The sequence below is a fragment of the Streptomyces sp. NPDC059828 genome (assembly GCF_042731955.1).
Taxonomy (GTDB): Bacteria; Actinomycetota; Actinomycetes; order Streptomycetales; family Streptomycetaceae; genus Streptomyces.
Window position 1 is genome coordinate 25,772 of record NZ_JBHWIW010000011.1, and the last position, 15,311, is coordinate 41,082.

At 70.5% G+C, this 15,311-nt stretch carries 12 protein-coding genes and 2 tRNA genes; 8 read left to right on the plus strand and 6 right to left on the minus strand.

From position 1 onward, the window contains the following. Positions 1–148 precede the first annotated feature (148 nt). On the minus strand, positions 149–562 hold the full coding sequence (locus ACFV6V_RS09475) for an SsgA family sporulation/cell division regulator (protein WP_003959770.1): 414 nt from the start codon (positions 560–562) through the stop codon (positions 149–151). 189 nt (positions 563–751) lie between these two features. Here ACFV6V_RS09475 and ACFV6V_RS09480 point away from each other — a divergent pair, with 189 nt between their 5' ends. Together ACFV6V_RS09480 and ACFV6V_RS09485 are read left to right on the plus strand one after the other, a co-directional pair. Next, positions 752–1,231 carry a TIGR02611 family protein gene (locus tag ACFV6V_RS09480; protein ID WP_385561523.1) on the plus strand — a complete coding sequence of 160 codons (480 nt, stop codon included), beginning with the start codon at positions 752–754 and terminating at the stop codon, positions 1,229–1,231. 109 nt (positions 1,232–1,340) lie between these two features. Continuing rightward, a tRNA-Val gene (locus ACFV6V_RS09485) sits at positions 1,341–1,415 on the plus strand. 91 nt (positions 1,416–1,506) lie between these two features. Here the strand turns inward: ACFV6V_RS09485 and ACFV6V_RS09490 are convergent. Continuing rightward, the gene (locus ACFV6V_RS09490; RefSeq protein ID WP_385561526.1) at positions 1,507–3,975 is read right to left on the minus strand and encodes an SCO7613 C-terminal domain-containing membrane protein; all 2,469 of its coding nucleotides are present in this window, start codon (positions 3,973–3,975) and stop codon (positions 1,507–1,509) included. A gap of 104 nt (positions 3,976–4,079) precedes the next feature. Here ACFV6V_RS09490 and ACFV6V_RS09495 point away from each other — a divergent pair, with 104 nt between their 5' ends. Further along, positions 4,080–4,541, plus strand: a complete 462-nt coding sequence (locus ACFV6V_RS09495; RefSeq protein ID WP_385561529.1) for an SRPBCC family protein — start codon at positions 4,080–4,082, stop codon at positions 4,539–4,541. A gap of 39 nt (positions 4,542–4,580) precedes the next feature. Continuing rightward, positions 4,581–4,652: transfer RNA gene (locus ACFV6V_RS09500), tRNA-Val, on the plus strand. Between the two features lie 69 nt (positions 4,653–4,721). Here ACFV6V_RS09500 and ACFV6V_RS09505 read toward each other — a convergent pair. Further along, complete coding sequence (locus ACFV6V_RS09505; RefSeq protein ID WP_361285811.1) at positions 4,722–5,450, minus strand: 3'-5' exonuclease; 729 nt, start codon at positions 5,448–5,450, stop codon at positions 4,722–4,724. Between the two features lie 241 nt (positions 5,451–5,691). On the opposite strand from ACFV6V_RS09505, the gene ACFV6V_RS09510 reads away from it, so the two are divergent. From ACFV6V_RS09510 to thrS, 3 genes are all read left to right on the plus strand, one after another. Further along, positions 5,692–6,255, plus strand: coding sequence for a DUF4365 domain-containing protein (locus ACFV6V_RS09510; RefSeq protein WP_385561532.1), 564 nt, complete (start codon positions 5,692–5,694; stop codon positions 6,253–6,255). Continuing rightward, positions 6,255–7,520 (plus strand): hypothetical protein, encoded by a 1,266-nt coding sequence (locus ACFV6V_RS09515; protein ID WP_385561535.1) that lies wholly within the window; start codon positions 6,255–6,257, stop codon positions 7,518–7,520. The genes ACFV6V_RS09510 and ACFV6V_RS09515 overlap by 1 nt, the downstream gene beginning before the upstream one ends. Before the next feature lie 142 nt (positions 7,521–7,662). Beyond that, positions 7,663–9,639, plus strand: coding sequence for a threonine--tRNA ligase (gene thrS / locus ACFV6V_RS09520; protein ID WP_385561538.1), 1,977 nt, complete (start codon positions 7,663–7,665; stop codon positions 9,637–9,639). A gap of 19 nt (positions 9,640–9,658) precedes the next feature. On the opposite strand, the gene ACFV6V_RS09525 is transcribed toward thrS, so the two are convergent. Then, positions 9,659–10,351 (minus strand): potassium channel family protein, encoded by a 693-nt coding sequence (locus ACFV6V_RS09525; protein WP_385561541.1) that lies wholly within the window; start codon positions 10,349–10,351, stop codon positions 9,659–9,661. A 67-nt stretch (positions 10,352–10,418) separates the two neighbouring features. On the opposite strand from ACFV6V_RS09525, the gene ACFV6V_RS09530 reads away from it, so the two are divergent. Next, a complete protein-coding gene (locus ACFV6V_RS09530) occupies positions 10,419–10,979 on the plus strand; it encodes an HIT family protein (RefSeq protein ID WP_385561544.1) in 561 nt (186 codons plus the stop codon). Between the two features lie 54 nt (positions 10,980–11,033). Here ACFV6V_RS09530 and ACFV6V_RS09535 read toward each other — a convergent pair whose 3' ends face one another. Together ACFV6V_RS09535 and ACFV6V_RS09540 are read right to left on the minus strand one after the other, a co-directional pair. Next, on the minus strand, positions 11,034–12,692 hold the full coding sequence (locus ACFV6V_RS09535; protein WP_385561799.1) for a hypothetical protein: 1,659 nt from the start codon (positions 12,690–12,692) through the stop codon (positions 11,034–11,036). A 393-nt stretch (positions 12,693–13,085) separates the two neighbouring features. Then, complete coding sequence (locus tag ACFV6V_RS09540; RefSeq protein WP_385561547.1) at positions 13,086–15,290, minus strand: elongation factor G-like protein EF-G2; 2,205 nt, start codon at positions 15,288–15,290, stop codon at positions 13,086–13,088. Between the last annotated feature and the right edge of the window lie 21 nt (positions 15,291–15,311).

Below are 15,311 nucleotides of genomic sequence, written 5' to 3' on the forward strand. Positions count from 1 at the left end.
GTCCTGGATCCGCCCACCGCGGAGGGCGGGGGCCTCGGCCGGGTGTGAGCCGTCGTTTACGGCGCCATCGTCTTCTGCGCGCCCTACGCGCCTTCCGTGCGGTGCCGTCTCCCCGAGTCGGACGGCGCCGTGCGGTTCCCGGCCAGGTTCAGCTCTCGGCCAGGATGTGCGAGAGCTCGGTGTCAAGATCGAAATGGCGGTGCTCGGTGCCCGGTGGCACCGCTGCGTCGGTGCGCTTCAGGAAGGACTCCAGAGCCCGCGCAGGCGCTTCGAGGAGGGCCTCGCCCTCCGGGGAGCTCAGCGCGATGCAGACGACGCCCTGGCCGTGACTGCGCGACGGCCAGACTCGGACGTCACCGGTGCCGGTGGGCCGGTGCAGGCCCTCGGCGAGGAGATCGCGGGCGAACACCCATTCGACCGTCTCCTCGGCTCCGGTGTGGAAGGTGGCGTGCACGGCATAAGGATCGGCCGTGTCATACCGCAGGCCCGCGGGTACAGGCAGTGAGGACTCGCTCGATACAACGAGGCGCAGGTGCAGCTCGCAGCTGACCGTGGTGTTCATAAGCGCCAGGGCCTTTCGCTCAGTGTGCGCTCGGGGATTCGCACGTCGGCGAAATCGACATGCCACCTACGGTGCCGTTGTAAACCCCTCTGTCCGTTTTGTGATCCTCCGGGTACCCCGTACGGAGGAGTGCGATGTCCGACTCTGTGGTCATTCCCGCAGGGGCTCCCGTCAGGTACTTTGGGCTTCATGAATGCGGAGAGTGACGAGCGGGCGAAGGGTGGCGCGGCTCTGGCCCCCGAACCCGTCGCGGGGGATGTGGCTGAGGGCGCGGTGGGTGCTGAGCGGGCTGCCGAGCAGCCACTCGGATCCAGGGCGCCGGAATTCGTGAAGGCGCGCCGTACGCTGCATCTCAGCTGGCAGGTCGGCGTGTTCATTCTCGGCCTTGCCGTCGTTTCGGCGGGCGTGATCATGCTGCCCCTGCCGGGCCCGGGCTGGTTGGTGATCTTCGCCGGTATGGCCATCTGGGCGACTGAGTTCGTCTGGGCCCAGCTGGTGCTGCGCTGGACGAAACGCAAGGTGACGGAGGCCGCACAGCGGGCCCTCGACCCCAAGGTGCGCAGGCGGAACATCATCCTCACGTCCGTCGGCCTGGTGATCATCGGCGTATTGGCCGGCATCTACTTCTGGAAGTTCGGGCTCGCCATGCCCTGGAAGATCGATGAGTAGCGACGAACCGTGACACACGGTGACGGAGGTGTCGGCGGGGTGACCGCGTGATGATCGTCGCGATGGTCATGGAGTGCCGCTGACATGGGGTAATGTGTGCCGTGCGCCCGGGCGATTAGCTCAGTGGGAGAGCGCTTCGTTCACACCGAAGAGGTCACTGGTTCGAACCCAGTATCGCCCACCACCCGGACCGAAGGCCCCGGAGACAGCCGTCTCCGGGGCCTTCGGAATTTCACCCGTTCGGCTCAGCTCTCGCACGGCCGGGACAGGCTCCCTCAGCGCATCCGGCTCAGCGTCTCGCGCAGCCTGCGCGCATCATGCAGCCGCCGCTCGTATGTCGCCCCGACCGCGAGGAGCAGCAGTCCCGCGACAGCGGGTGGCAGCCAGCGGGGCAGGGCCCCGACGACCTGGACGACATACGGGGCGAGCTCATGCAGCGCGTCCAGCCCCAGCGTCAGCCCGCCCAGCACCATCGGCGCCTGGAGGCGGAGCCGGGCACCGGCGAGCGTGAGCGCCAGCGCGGCCAGCCCGAGGAGCAGCGGACGCAGCCAGTGCACGTCACCCCAGGCCGCGATCAGACTGGGCACCAGCGTCGCGGCCAGCCCGGCGCCGTACGCCGTCCACGACGATGCCTCCGGGTCCCGGCGCCGCCGCAGCAGACCCACGGCGAGCGCCGGAACGGTCACGGGGAGCGTGTACGCCTCCGGCGCCGACACGTCGGATGCGGCCAGACGGATCCAGGTGGCCGCCACGAACAGCACCACGGCGACGTACCCGGCGAACGGGCGCCGGTCCGCCCGCAGCGCGGTACCCCCGGCGATGACACCCGCGAGGGCCAGCGCCAGCGCCAGGGTCGGCGCATGCGGCACCGCGAGACTGAGCGCGACCAGACCAGCCGCGGCCCCCGTGAGCTCGACGGGAAGCGCCACAGGGTGCGGGCGCAGCCGCGCCGCGAGCAGCGCGGTGGTGGCCGGTACCGCGAGCAGAGCGAGGCCGGCCTGATGAGCGGGGAGCCCCGCGGCCGCCGCCGTCGCGCCGACGAGCCCCGCACCCCACACCACGGCGGCGCACGCGGTCACGGCGGCGAGGACGGCCCCACGGCTCGCCGCGGCCGCCACGGCGGACACCACGCCGAGCACCGCGAGCACGGTGAAGGTCGCCGGGCGGGTGGCCAGGCTCAGCGCAGCCACGCTCAGCGCCCCGGCCACAGCGCAGACGAGCCCGGTCAGCGCGAGCGGGCCCCCGGCCCGGGGCGGGTCTGCCGCCCCCGCGGCCGGGCTGTCCGCGCCCGGCACGACACGGGCACGCCCGGCCTCGAACGCTCCGCGGTCGGCCAGGACGGTCACCGCGAGCATCGCCGTCACCAGCAGCAGCCGGAGAGCCAGCATCCCCGCATGAGGCAGGGAGGGGTGGGCGGTCATGGTGAACCCGGCGCAGCACGTCAGGACGAGGGCAGCGCAGGTCGTGGCGGCACGGGGGAGCGGGACGGCGGGAAGCAGGCGGGGCGCCGCCCAGAGGACCGCCGCGACCACGACCAGGATCGGCAGTGCCGTGGACAGGCCGGGCAGGGGCGACGCAGAGGCAGGGGCGCCGGACCAGACCGAGCCGATACCGGACAGCGGGCGTGCCATCGTGAGGAGCGCGAACGGCAGCGCCAGGACCGTGGCCATGGCGTGCACCAGACCCGACGCGACGCAGAGGCCGGTGCGCACACCGCGCGGCACCGGTATCCGTACGACACCCAGCAGGGCTACCGCACACAGCAGATAGCCGGGCACCACCCAGGAAGCGGGCACCATGGTCCGCACCACACCACCTGCGGCCGCCACTGCGGCGAGTCCCGCCACCGCGGCTGTCACCGGGGCCGTCGACGGCTCCCGCCATGCGGCGCCGAGTGCCAGGCCGCCGGCCGCGAGCAGCAGCAGCCCTGGTTCCAGTGCGAGTGCCGGGGAGTCCGCCATCAAAGACAGCCAGCCCGCAGCCAGCAGTGACCAGCCACCGGTCAGTACGGCGCCTGTGGCCGCCGTCGCGCGGATGGCCACCGGCTTCGCCAGGAGTGCGACAGCGATATCGAACGCTGCCGTGGCCAGTGTCGCCCACACCGTCGCCGACAGGCTCGCGTCCGTCCCCAGCGCCCAGAGCGGCAGCGGGAGTTGTGCGGCCATCACGGCCACCGGCAGCGGGGTGCGCAGCCTGCGCAGCAGCAGTCCGTAGCCCGCCCACACCGCGGCGAGCACGCCGGCGGCGACGGCCGCATACCGCACGGCATCCGTGTCCGGCAGTGCGGCGCGGCGCAGGGCGTACGCGTCAAGCACCGTCAGTACCAGCCCCAGCACCGCGACCGCCTCGGCGGTTGCCGTGAGCCCGCGCCGCAGCAGCAGGAACGGCGTCGCCAGAGCCGCCGCCGTCACCAGGCCCAGCACCACGGACCGTCCTCCGATGCCGAGATGGCCCCAGCTGACCACGGTGAACGCGATCGCGGCGATCGTCAGCAGGATCCCGCCCAGCGTGAGCAGCACGTTCTGGGCGCTCGGCCCGGACGCCGGTGCGACCCAGGGCGCGCGTTGCGCGGGCCACGCCGGTCCGTGAGCAGCTGCCTGGCCCGCGCCGCGAGTCCCGAGCGCCTGGAGGGTGTGCACCAGCCAGGCCCTTCGGTTCAGCAACTGGGCGCGTCGTACGTCGAGTTGGGCGAGCTCGCCGTCGATGAGCCGCAGCTCGTCGGCGGGCGGCAGTGCGTTTTCCATGGGGGGAGTGTGGTCCCGGGCACATCCGGCCGGTATGCGCGTACGTACTCAGATCATCGGTGAGTACGTACATGCATGGCGCGGATCCGGCGCACACTCGGGTTATGGACTGGCATCACTACCGCTTCCGAAGCCGCTGGCAGCTCCCGGCACCGCCCGCACGCGTCTACGACGTGCTGGAGCAGGCCGAGCACTACCCCCGGTGGTGGCCCCAGGTCCGTGAGGCCGTCCCACTCGACGACCGGTCCTGCACGGCCCGCTTCCGCTCGTTCCTGCCCTATGACCTCGTCGTCACCGTGAGCAGCAGCCGCAGGGATCCCGAAGCGGGTGTCCTGGAGGCGCGGCTGGAGGGGGACCTCGTCGGCTGGGCCCGCTGGATCCTCGCGCCGGGCGTGGACGGCGGCACCCGCCTCCGCTACGACCAGGAAGTGGTGGTGAACCGCCCGCTGATGCGGCGCCTCGCGCTGATCGGGCGACCGGCCTTCCGGGTCAATCACGCGGCGATGATGCGCGCGGGACGCCGTGGGCTCACCGCGTATCTGGCGCGGGACGCGGAAGGGGTTTGAAGGAAACCCGCCGCTACCTGTATGGTTCGGTGCGTTCCCGGGCGATTAGCTCAGTGGGAGAGCGCTTCGTTCACACCGAAGAGGTCACTGGTTCGAACCCAGTATCGCCCACCGGGAGAGGCCGGTCCGTCGTATGACGGACCGGCCTCTGTGCGTTCCGGAGGCACGGCGTTCCGGAACTCACGCCGCCTGTGCCGGCATCTCGGGGCGCAGCGGCCAGGCCGGATCCACCGCCTCCTCCGATCCGTTGCGGGCGAACCACGCCTGGAGGCCCCGTGCTTGTGCGGCGTGCCACACCGCCTGGAGCGTATGCAGCTCCGCGGGCGACAAGCGCTCCAGACGCCCGGCGAACCGCCGTCCCAGAGCCCGTATGACCTCCAGCGCCGCGGTCGCGTCGGCTGCCGCGTCATGCGCTCCCTCCAGCGCGACCCCGTAGTGGGCACACAGATCGGTGAGCGTGCGCCGGCCCTTGCGATAGCGGTCCAGATGCTTGTCCAGGACCCGGGGGTCCAGGACGCACATCGACACATGCTCCAGGTAGTGCGCCAGCGACGAGGCGCGATGCCGCCGCAGTTCGCGGTCCAGCAGGGTCAGGTCGAAGGGCGCGTTCATCACGACGAGCGGCCTGCCCGCCGCGCACTGCTCGGCCAGCGCCCGGCCTATCTCCTCCATGACCGGAGCGGGCCAGCGGCCGTTGTGCTGGAGATGCTCCTCGGTCAGACCGTGCACGGCGATGGCCTCCGCCGGTACCGGTATGCCCGGGTTGACCAACCAGGCGGTGACGCGCGCACGTCCACCCGCCGAATCCTGGACGACCAACGCCGCGGAGACGATCCGGTCTCCATCGACGTCCACGCCCGTTGTCTCGGTGTCAAATGCGGCCAGGGGCCCCTCAAACCATTGCGTCATCCCCGAACTCCTCGCCCAAGCCGGGCAGATGGCGTGATGCCCTGCCCGAACCGGTGATACCCGCCCTGTTTGCGCGGTACGCAGGTGGGTGACAACACAGATGGCGGGACAGGAATCTGACATCCCGTCGCGGACTCGGGCGAGTGATCCGAAGTGGGTCCCCGCTCGCCGAAGGCAGGGGGGCGGGGACCGAGCCCCGCAACGAAACAGAATCGGCACAGCCGGGAAGGCAGACGGAGCCATGGCGCTCGCGCAGCCGGAACCGGGTGCGCTGCCCGAGCGGACCGTACCGCTGCGCGGAGCACTCGCCACCACCGCCTGCATGGAGACCCTTCAGGTGGGGTATCTCCACGCGGTGGCGGCAGCCGCGGGCTGCTCGCTGTCCCAGCCGTTCCCCGACAACGGGATCGACTGGCACGTCAGCCACAGCGCTCCCGGACACACCGTCGACGACGAAGTCACCATCAAGGTCCAGCTCAAGGCGACCTACCAACTGGCGCCGCACCCGCCGGGTCCGGCGTTCTCGTTCACGCTCGACAACGCGCACCTGGTGAAGCTGGCACGGACACCGGTGTCCGTGCACAAGATCCTTGTCGTGATGATCGTGCCGAGGACTCGGGAGGAGTGGCTGCGGGCCAGCCACGACCGGCTCGATCTGAGGCATTGCTGCTACTGGACCAATCTGGCCGGCCACCCGGTGACCGGCCGGCGCCGGACGACCGTGCGGATCCCGGTCGCGCGCGTCTTCGACGACCGGGCGCTGTGCGAGATCATGACCCGGGTCGGGACGGGAGGGAGACCTTGATGCACCGCCCGATCGGCGAACCACCACCGCCACGGACCAGTTCCCCACTGCCCCGCCCGCACCCGCTGCCTCTTCCGCTGCCGGACGACGTACCGGCGCCCTGGTACGGCGGGGACGGCCCCGACCCGTCGGGCGTCGATCCCGCCGTGCTGGCGGCACTGCTCGACCGGCACGGCTGGCGCAGGCGCGGGGGAGCGGTGGGGCGGTACGCCCGCTGGACCCCGCCCGGTCCGGCAGGCGGGAGCACCAGCCTGCTGGTGCCCGAGAGCCGGGCCTTCCCGGACGCGGACGACCTGCTGAGCGAGGCGCTCACGGCTCTGGCCCGGTCGGCCGCTCCCTCGGCCCGGGAGGTGCTCGTGGGGCTGTCGGTGCCGAGCGACGAGATCCGCTGGTGGCGGGACGTCCCGCAGGACCCGTCCGGGGCGGTGGCCTGGACGGTGCAGGAACAACTGCGGTCGGCGGCACGGCAACTGCTGCTCGCGGGGGCCCTCGCGGCACGGAGCCGGGCCGGTTACCACGGGGCGAGGCACCGGCGACAGGCAATCGCCGCGCTGGAGGGCGTCCTGGTCGGCCCGGCACCGGGCGGACGCGGGCTCACCGCCTTCGTACCGGTGACGGGCGGCCGGTCCGTCGCCGTCAGCCTGCACCACGCGCTCGCCGCCACCCGTGAGGCCGTCGACTACCAGCGGGCCACCGGCGGGATGGACGCGTTCGACACGGCGGTCCAGGCGGGCGTGAGCCGGGAGCTCACGGAAGCCGTCGTGGCGCTGGTGCGCGGCACCGAAGGGGCCCGGGTCGCGCTGGCCTGGTCACCAGCGGCGGGTGTGCCCGAAGGCTGCGCGGCCCGCCCCGAACCCATCGAGTTCTCCCCCGGGGACCTGCCCGCCCTGCGTGCGGCCGGCGCCCGTTATCTCCGCGAGGAACCGTCCGTCCCGGTGCGGATCACCGGCGCGGTGGTACGGATGCGGCGCTCGGGCACCCGCGGCGAGGGCACCGTGCGGCTGCGGGTGCTTGCGGGGGCCGAGGTCCCCCATGTCCGCGCCGTGCTCGACGAGGAGTCGTACCGGACGGCCGGCCACGCGCATCTGGTGGGACTGCCGATCCGGGTCATCGGCCGCCTCGAAAGCCGCGGCGGCTTCCGGCGCCTGAGCGATGCGACGGGCGTGGTGCCGGTGCAGGTCGACGACGCGGAACGGGACCGGCTGATGAAGGCGCTCCACGAGAACCTCGACTTCTTCGAGGAGGCCTGCGGCTCGGAGGACTGACCGGGGGCAGTCGCGCCGTGCCCTCCGCGCTGTGACGCCCGGCCCGCCAACCGTTTCGCGGGCGGGCTGCTCGGCTCGGTAGCATGGCCTATCGCGCACGCACCGAATCGGAGCGTGCTCCCCCATCAGGCAGGAGAGACCGGTGTCGGACGTCCGTGTGATCATCCAACGCGATTCCGAGCGGGAAGAGCGCGTGGTGACCACGGGCACGACAGCGGCCGAGCTCTTCGCAGGCGACCGGACCGTCGTCGCCGCGCGGGTGGCCGGTGAGCTGAGGGACCTGGCGTACGAGGTCGCGGACGGCGAGGAGATCGAGCCGGTCGGCATCTCCTCCCAGGACGGGCTCAACATCCTGCGCCATTCCACCGCGCATGTGATGGCCCAGGCCGTGCAGGAGCTGTTCCCCGAGGCCAAGCTGGGCATCGGCCCGCCGGTCAGGGACGGCTTCTACTACGACTTCGACGTGGCGAAGCCGTTCACGCCCGAGGATCTCAAGGCCATCGAGAAGAAGATGCAGGAGATCCAGAAGCGCGGCCAGCGCTTCTCGCGGCGGGTCGTCACCGACGAGGCCGCCCGCGACGAGCTCGCGGACGAGCCGTACAAGCTGGAACTCATCGGTCTCAAGGGCTCGGCGTCGAGCGACGACGGCGCCGATGTCGAGGTGGGCGGCGGCGAGCTGACCATCTACGACAACCTGGACGCCAAGACCGGTGAGCTGTGCTGGAAGGACCTCTGCCGCGGTCCCCACCTGCCGACCACCCGCAACATCCCGGCGTTCAAGCTGATGCGCAACGCCGCGGCCTACTGGCGCGGCAGCGAGAAGAACCCGATGCTCCAGCGCATCTACGGCACCGCCTGGCCGTCCAAGGACGAGCTCAAGGCGCACCTCGACTTCCTCGCCGAGGCCGAGAAGCGCGACCACCGCAGGCTCGGCTCCGAGCTGGACCTCTTCTCCATCCCGGACGAGATCGGCTCCGGCCTCGCCGTCTTCCACCCCAAGGGCGGCGTCATCCGCCGGGCCATGGAGGACTACTCGCGGCGCCGGCACGAGGAGGCGGGCTACGAGTTCGTCTACACCCCGCACGCCACCAAGGGGAAGCTCTTCGAGAAGAGCGGCCACCTGGACTGGTACGCCGAGGGCATGTACCCCCCCATGCAGCTCGACGAGGGCGTGGACTACTACCTCAAGCCCATGAACTGCCCGATGCACAACCTGATCTTCGATGCCCGGGGCCGGTCCTACCGTGAACTGCCTCTGCGGCTCTTCGAGTTCGGGACGGTGTACCGGTACGAGAAGTCCGGTGTCGTGCACGGCCTGACCCGGGCCCGCGGTTTCACCCAGGACGACGCGCACATCTACTGCACCAAGGAGCAGATGGCGGACGAGCTCGACTCGCTGCTGACCTTCGTGCTCGACCTGCTGCGCGACTACGGTCTGACCGACTTCTACCTGGAGCTGTCCACCAAGGACCCGGAGAAGTTCGTCGGCTCCGACGAGGTCTGGGAAGAGGCCACCGAGGTGCTGCGCAAGGCCGCCGAGAAGCAGGGCCTGCCGCTGGTGCCCGACCCGGGTGGCGCCGCCTTCTACGGCCCGAAGATCTCGGTCCAGGTCAAGGACGCGATCGGCCGTACCTGGCAGATGTCGACCATCCAGGTCGACTTCAACCTGCCGGAGCGCTTCGACCTCGAGTACACCGGCCCCGACGGCACCAAGCAGCGACCGGTCATGATCCACCGCGCTCTGTTCGGCTCCATCGAGCGCTTCTTCGCGGTGCTGCTCGAGCACTACGCGGGCGCCTTCCCGGCGTGGCTGGCGCCGGTACAGGCAGCGGGCATCCCGGTCGGCGACACCCACGTCCCGTACCTCCAGGACTTCGCCGCGGATGCCCGGAAGCGCGGGCTGCGCGTCGAGGTGGACGCGTCCTCGGACCGGATGCAGAAGAAGATCAGGAACTGGCAGAAGCAGAAGGTTCCGTTCATGATCATCGTCGGTGACGACGACATGAACGCGGGGACGGTGTCGTTCCGCTACCGCGACGGTTCGCAGGAGAACGGCATCCCCCGGGACGAGGCGCTGGCGAAGCTCGCTGACGTGGTGGAGCGCCGGGTACAGGTCTGACGCGTCCCCGCCGCAGCGTTCAGAAAGAGGCCCCCGGAGGATGCCCGTCCTCCGGGGGCCTCTTCTCGTCCTCCCTGGTGAAGATCTGCACCAGCCAGGACGAGAACGAACCCGTCACCGCGCCCAGCAGGGCCAGGCCGCAGATCATCATCCCGACCGCGATCAGCCGCCCCAGCTGGGTCACGGGCGTGACATCGCCGTAGCCGACGGTCGTCAGCGTCTCGGAGGCCCACCACAGGGCGTCCCCGAAGGTACGGATCGACGCCCCCGGCGCGTCGTGCTCCGCCTGGTAGACGGTGAGGGCTCCGGCATAGCCGAGCAGGACGGCTCCCGTTCCCGCGTAGGAGATGACCCGCGCGTGGAGACTCAGCTTCGGCGTCTCCCGTCTGCTCTGCACCGCGGTATAGACCTTGAGCAGCCGCAGGGGGCGCAGCAGTGGAAGGATCAGAACCAGGGTGTCCAGCCAGTGCGTCCGAAGGAAGCGGCGGGGCCGCTGACCGCTCAGCCGCAGCCGCACCACGTAGTCCGCCGCGAAGATCGCCCACATCAGGAGAGCGACCGCAAGGGCGATGTCACGCCAGGCCCGTTCCGAGTCCGGGGCCAGTGCGATTACCGAGTAAGCCGCGAGGAAGACCAGCGAGGCCCAGAACAGCGGCAGCTCAACCCGCTGCTCCCAGCGCTGGAGCGGGGTGAGCGCGTCATCGACGTCCATCGGCCCAGCATCGCCCGGAGTCCGCCAGGGTCCGCCCCGGCGACACGCTGCGAACGGTCGAAGTCATATGCTGCACCACATGACGAGTGAGCCGGAGCAGCAGATCGGAGTCGGGATCCAGGACGCCTTCCAGCGTCTGTGGACCCCCCACCGGATGGCGTACATCCAGGGGGAGAACAAGCCGACCGGGCCGGGAGCCGGGGACGGCTGCCCCTTCTGCTCCATTCCCTCGAAGTCCGACGAGGACGGACTCGTCATCGCACGCGGCGCGAGCGTGTACGCGGTGCTCAATCTGTACCCGTACAACGGCGGGCACCTGATGGTGGTCCCCTACCGGCATGTCGCCGACTACACGGACCTGGACGAGGCGGAGACCGCCGAGCTCGCCGCTTTCACCAAGCGCGCGATGGCGGCGCTGCGTACGGCCTCAGGAGCGCACGGTTTCAACATCGGGATGAACCAGGGCTCGGTGGCGGGGGCCGGTATCGCCGCCCATCTCCACCAGCACCTCGTGCCCCGCTGGGGCGGCGACACCAACTTCATGCCGGTGGTCGGGCACACCAAGGTGCTGCCCCAACTCCTCGCCGACACACGGAAGATGCTGGCGGAGGCCTGGCCTCAGGGATGACCTGGAGCGGGTGCCGCCCCCGGTCCCGCGGGCGGCACTCCGGCCGCGGTCGTTCTACGCGTCGTAGACATCGGCCTTGCGCGGCATCGGGTCCTGGACCATTCCGCTCACGATCAGGGACCGGTTGCTGAAGCGCTCGGTGTCCACCCCGTTCTCCTCCAGCACCCTCATCGCGGCGGCATGCGTCACCCGCAGCACGGGGGTGGCCGCGCGCATGGCGTCATCCGCCATGAACCGGTGCCGCCAGGGCTTGTCCGCCCAGGCGTGCCGCAGCCCGAAGGGCTCCGGCAGGACCAGCTTCCCGCCGAGGAAGTCCAGTAGCGGCGGGTACCAGGTGAACGGTGCCCTGACCATCAGCCGCACCACTTCGGGCGTCTCCACCAGCGGCATCGTCCGCGTGTCGGTCTCCCAGAACCGCACGGTCTTCGGGACCTCCACGGTCTTCGGTGCCGGTTTGGACGTGAACAGGGGGTGGACGGGACCGAGCGCATGGCCGGTCACCTCGATGCGAAGGGTCTCGTACAGCACGGTCACCGTGATCATCATGGTGATCACCAACTGGCCGTCCCACAGCGTGAACTGCACCCCCAGATAGTGGCGGTTGCCGCTGCCGAACTGCTGGTGGTCGCACATGCGCTGTATCTCGTGGCGCCGGACCTGGTACCTGTTGTCCACGTCCTGGCCCTCGGGCCTGGCCACCTCCGCCGCGTTCTCCCCGACCGGCACCACGACCCAGTGCTTCACCGAAGGGGCGGGGAAACCGCCCGTGTGCAGGGGGCCGCGCTGGAGCAGGGTGAGCTGGTCGTGGATCACCTTGATGACGTCCCAGCTGCGGAACTGGTGGAACTCCTTGGCCGGTGCCTTCGCCACCAGCTCCTCCGCGAGCTGCCAGCTGCCCCAGCGGGTCCCCATGCCCAGTATCCCCTTGGGGCCGGCGTAGAACACCGAGTTGGCGTGCTGCTCCGCCGTGAGCAGCTCCAGTCCCTGGCGCAGCTGCTCGGCCGCGGTCTCGTTGGGGTGGCCGGGCACCGCCTCGGGGACCTTCGCGCCGATTCCGCCGCCGGACAGCAGGCTGTCCCAGCGCTCGCGCATGTCCTTGGCCGTGGCCAGGCAGATCCGCTTCGCCAGCCACCAGCCGATCACCGGGGCGACGATCATGGCACGCAGGTAGGCGCCCAGGAAACCGGTGAACGGCAGCTTGAGGAGGAAGATCACCCCCAGCAGGGCGATCCCCGCCATCAGCGCCCCGCCCAGTGCCCCCATCCGCTTGTTCTGCGCCCCGGCGACCATCCGCCGCAGCGCGAACACGGCTATCCACAGCAGCATCCCGGGGAGGAACAGCAGCCCGAACACCGCCATGATCGCGGTGAGCTTGGCGTCCCGCTGCCTGCGGATCCCGTTCGCGGCGAGCGCGTGCTCGACCACGGTCTGGGGCTCGGTGCCGAAGGACTGGATCAGGGGCTTGCGCCCGCCGCCGAGCAGCCGCACCTGGACGGCCCGGGAGAACGCCTCGCCCAGACTCGGCTCGAACAGCTTGATCTTGGGCTTGGTCACCTTGGACTCGTGCCACTCGCTGTTGGCCTTGAGTATCTCGTCGACCTTGCCGTCCCGGTAGGCCGCCGAGGCGAGCGCGTGTGTCGCCGCCGTCTGCCCGGCCGCACCCTGGAGCGGGACCTGTGCCCCGGGAGAGAAATCGAATGCCTGCTCCGCCACCGCACCGCCCCCATCGCCGCATTCGCGGTAGTCGCCGAAATCTTCCGGCACCGCGACCTGTTCCCCGCTACCGCGCCCCGCACACCTTCTGAACTGGGCACCCCAGCGTATCGAGGACGCGCTGTGTCCGCCTCATCACCATGAAATACCGCCCGCCGCAAGGGGGTACGACGGGCGGTACGCACAACTCCTGGCCCGTGTTTGAGAACTCCCGCCTGGCTCGCGAAGCCTGGCACGCACACTCGCCGCGTTGTCGACTCGTCCGAGTACGCCCTGTACGAGGACGACCTCCCCCTGCCTCCGGCGGGGGAACCCCCACCGCCTTGCGATGGCACGCACCAGACGCCGCGAGCCCCGCCCTTCGGGCGGACGACGCTCGTTCTCCATCACGGCCTAGGCGGCCTCGGCCTGTTCCCTGATCTTGCCCGCCAACTGCGGTGGCATCGCCTCATGCCGGGCGTACGAACGGTCGAAGCGGCCGGTGCCGTGCGAGATCGACCGCAGATCGACCGCGTACCTCCCGATCTCGATTTCCGGCACCTCGGCCCGTACGAACGTCCGCCCCTGGCCCGCCTGTTCGGTGCCGACCACCCGGCCCCTGCGGCCCGACAGATCGCTCATGACCGCGCCCACGTACTCGTCGGGCACCATCACCTGCACCTCGGCCACGGGCTCCAGCAGATGGATCCGTGTCTCGGCCGCCGCCTCGCGCAGCGCCAGCGCACCCGCCGTCTGGAACGCGGCGTCGGACGAGTCCACCGAGTGGGCCTTGCCGTCCAGCAGCGTCACCCGCACATCCACCAGGGGATAGCCGGCCGCCACCCCCTTCGCCGCCTGCGCCCTGATGCCCTTCTCCACGGACGGGATGAACTGCCGCGGTACCGCGCCGCCCACGACCTTGTCCACGAACTCGATGCCCGAACCGGCAGGCAGCGGCTCGACTTCTATCTCGCAGATCGCGTACTGGCCGTGCCCACCGGACTGCTTCACATGACGGCCCCGCCCCTCCGACCGCTCACCGAACGTCTCCCGCAGCGACACCTTGTGCGGCACCACATCCACCTGGACTCCGTACCGGCTCCGCAGCCGTTCCAGCGCCACGTCCATATGGGCCTCGCCCAGACACCACAGCACCACCTGGTGCGTGTCCTGGTTCTGTTCGAGGCGCATCGTCGGATCCTCGGCGACCAGCCGGGAGAGCCCCTGTGACAGCCGGTCCTCGTCCGCCTTGCTGTGCGCCTCGATGGCCAGTGGCAGCAGCGGGTCCGGCATCGCCCACGGCTCCATGAGCAGCGGATCGTCCTTGGACGAGAGCGTGTCGCCCGTCTCCGCCCGCGACAGCTTGGCGACACAGGCCAGATCGCCCGCGATGCACGCCCCCATCGTGCGCTGCTGCTTGCCGAACGGTGAGGTCAGCGCCCCCACCCGCTCGTCCACATCATGGTCCTCATGGCCGCGGTCCGTCAGACCGTGCCCGGAGACATGCACGGTCTCGTCCGGGCGGAGCGTCCCCGAGAACACCCGCACCAGCGAAAGCCGCCCGACATAGGGGTCCGAGGCGGTCCTGACCACCTCCGCGACCAGCGGCCCGTCGGGGTCACAGCTGATCGCCGGACGCGGCGCTCCCTCGGGTGTGGTGACCGCCGGCGCCTCGCGCTCGAGCGGGGTCGGGAACCCGCCCGTGATCAGCTCCAGAAGTTCGATGGTGCCGAGACCCTGCTTCCCGCCGTCCGCGGCGGGCGCCGCGAACAGCACCGGGTGGAAGACTCCCCGGGCGACGGCCTTCTCCAGATCGTCGATCAGCGTCTTGAGGTCGATCTCCTCGCCGCCCAGATAGCGGTCCATGAGGGTCTCGTCCTCGCTCTCCGCGATGATCCCCTCGATGAGCCGGTTCCGTGACTCCTCGATGAGCGGAAGCTGATCCGGTGCCGGTGTCTGCTCCGCGCGCCCGCCGCCCGAGTAGTCGAACAGCTTCTGCGTCAGCAGACCCACCAGCCCGGTCACCGGAGCGTGCCCGTCGGCGGCCTCGGGGCCGTACAGGGGCAGATAGAGCGGCAGTACGGCGTCGGGGTCGTCGCCACCGAAGATCTGCCCGCAGATCCGGGTGAGGTCGTCATAGCCGGTGCGGGCCGTGTCCAGGTGGGTGACCACGATGGCTCGTGGCATGCCCACCGCCGCGCACTCCTCCCACACCATCCGGGTGGAAGCGGCCACGGCGTCGGCCTCCTGGGCCGCGGAGACAACGAAAAGGGCCGCGTCCGCTGCTCGCAGACCGGCCCTGAGCTCCCCGACGAAGTCGGCATATCCCGGGGTGTCCAGCAGATTGACCTTGTACCCGCCCCATTCGACCGGGATGAGGCTGAGCTGTACCGAGCGCTGCTGGCGGTGTTCGATCTCGTCGTAGTCTGAGACCGTCCCGCCGTCCTCGACCCGACCCGCCCTGTTGACCGCTCCGGCGGTCAGCGCGAGGGCCTCGACCAGTGTGGTCTTGCCTGAGCCGCTGTGGCCGACCAGCACCACATTCCGTACGGATGAGGGCCGGTCGGCCGTCGTAGCCCTGCCGGCGGCTCCGGGGTGTGCGTTTGCCTTGTCGCCCATGATTCGTTCCTCCCGACTGCG

What these genes read in the sequence shown, in the direction of transcription:
- ACFV6V_RS09475 (WP_003959770.1), bottom strand. Translation starts at nt 562, where the DNA reads ATGAACACCACGGTCAGCTGCGAGCTGCACCTGCGCCTCGTTGTATCG.
- ACFV6V_RS09480 (WP_385561523.1), top strand. Translation starts at nt 752, where the DNA reads ATGAATGCGGAGAGTGACGAGCGGGCGAAGGGTGGCGCGGCTCTGGCC.
- ACFV6V_RS09490 (WP_385561526.1), bottom strand. Translation starts at nt 3,975, where the DNA reads ATGGAAAACGCACTGCCGCCCGCCGACGAGCTGCGGCTCATCGACGGC.
- ACFV6V_RS09495 (WP_385561529.1), top strand. Translation starts at nt 4,080, where the DNA reads ATGGACTGGCATCACTACCGCTTCCGAAGCCGCTGGCAGCTCCCGGCA.
- ACFV6V_RS09505 (WP_361285811.1), bottom strand. Translation starts at nt 5,450, where the DNA reads ATGACGCAATGGTTTGAGGGGCCCCTGGCCGCATTTGACACCGAGACA.
- ACFV6V_RS09510 (WP_385561532.1), top strand. Translation starts at nt 5,692, where the DNA reads ATGGCGCTCGCGCAGCCGGAACCGGGTGCGCTGCCCGAGCGGACCGTA.
- ACFV6V_RS09515 (WP_385561535.1), top strand. Translation starts at nt 6,255, where the DNA reads ATGCACCGCCCGATCGGCGAACCACCACCGCCACGGACCAGTTCCCCA.
- ACFV6V_RS09525 (WP_385561541.1), bottom strand. Translation starts at nt 10,351, where the DNA reads ATGGACGTCGATGACGCGCTCACCCCGCTCCAGCGCTGGGAGCAGCGG.
- ACFV6V_RS09530 (WP_385561544.1), top strand. Translation starts at nt 10,419, where the DNA reads ATGCTGCACCACATGACGAGTGAGCCGGAGCAGCAGATCGGAGTCGGG.
- ACFV6V_RS09540 (WP_385561547.1), bottom strand. Translation starts at nt 15,290, where the DNA reads ATGGGCGACAAGGCAAACGCACACCCCGGAGCCGCCGGCAGGGCTACG.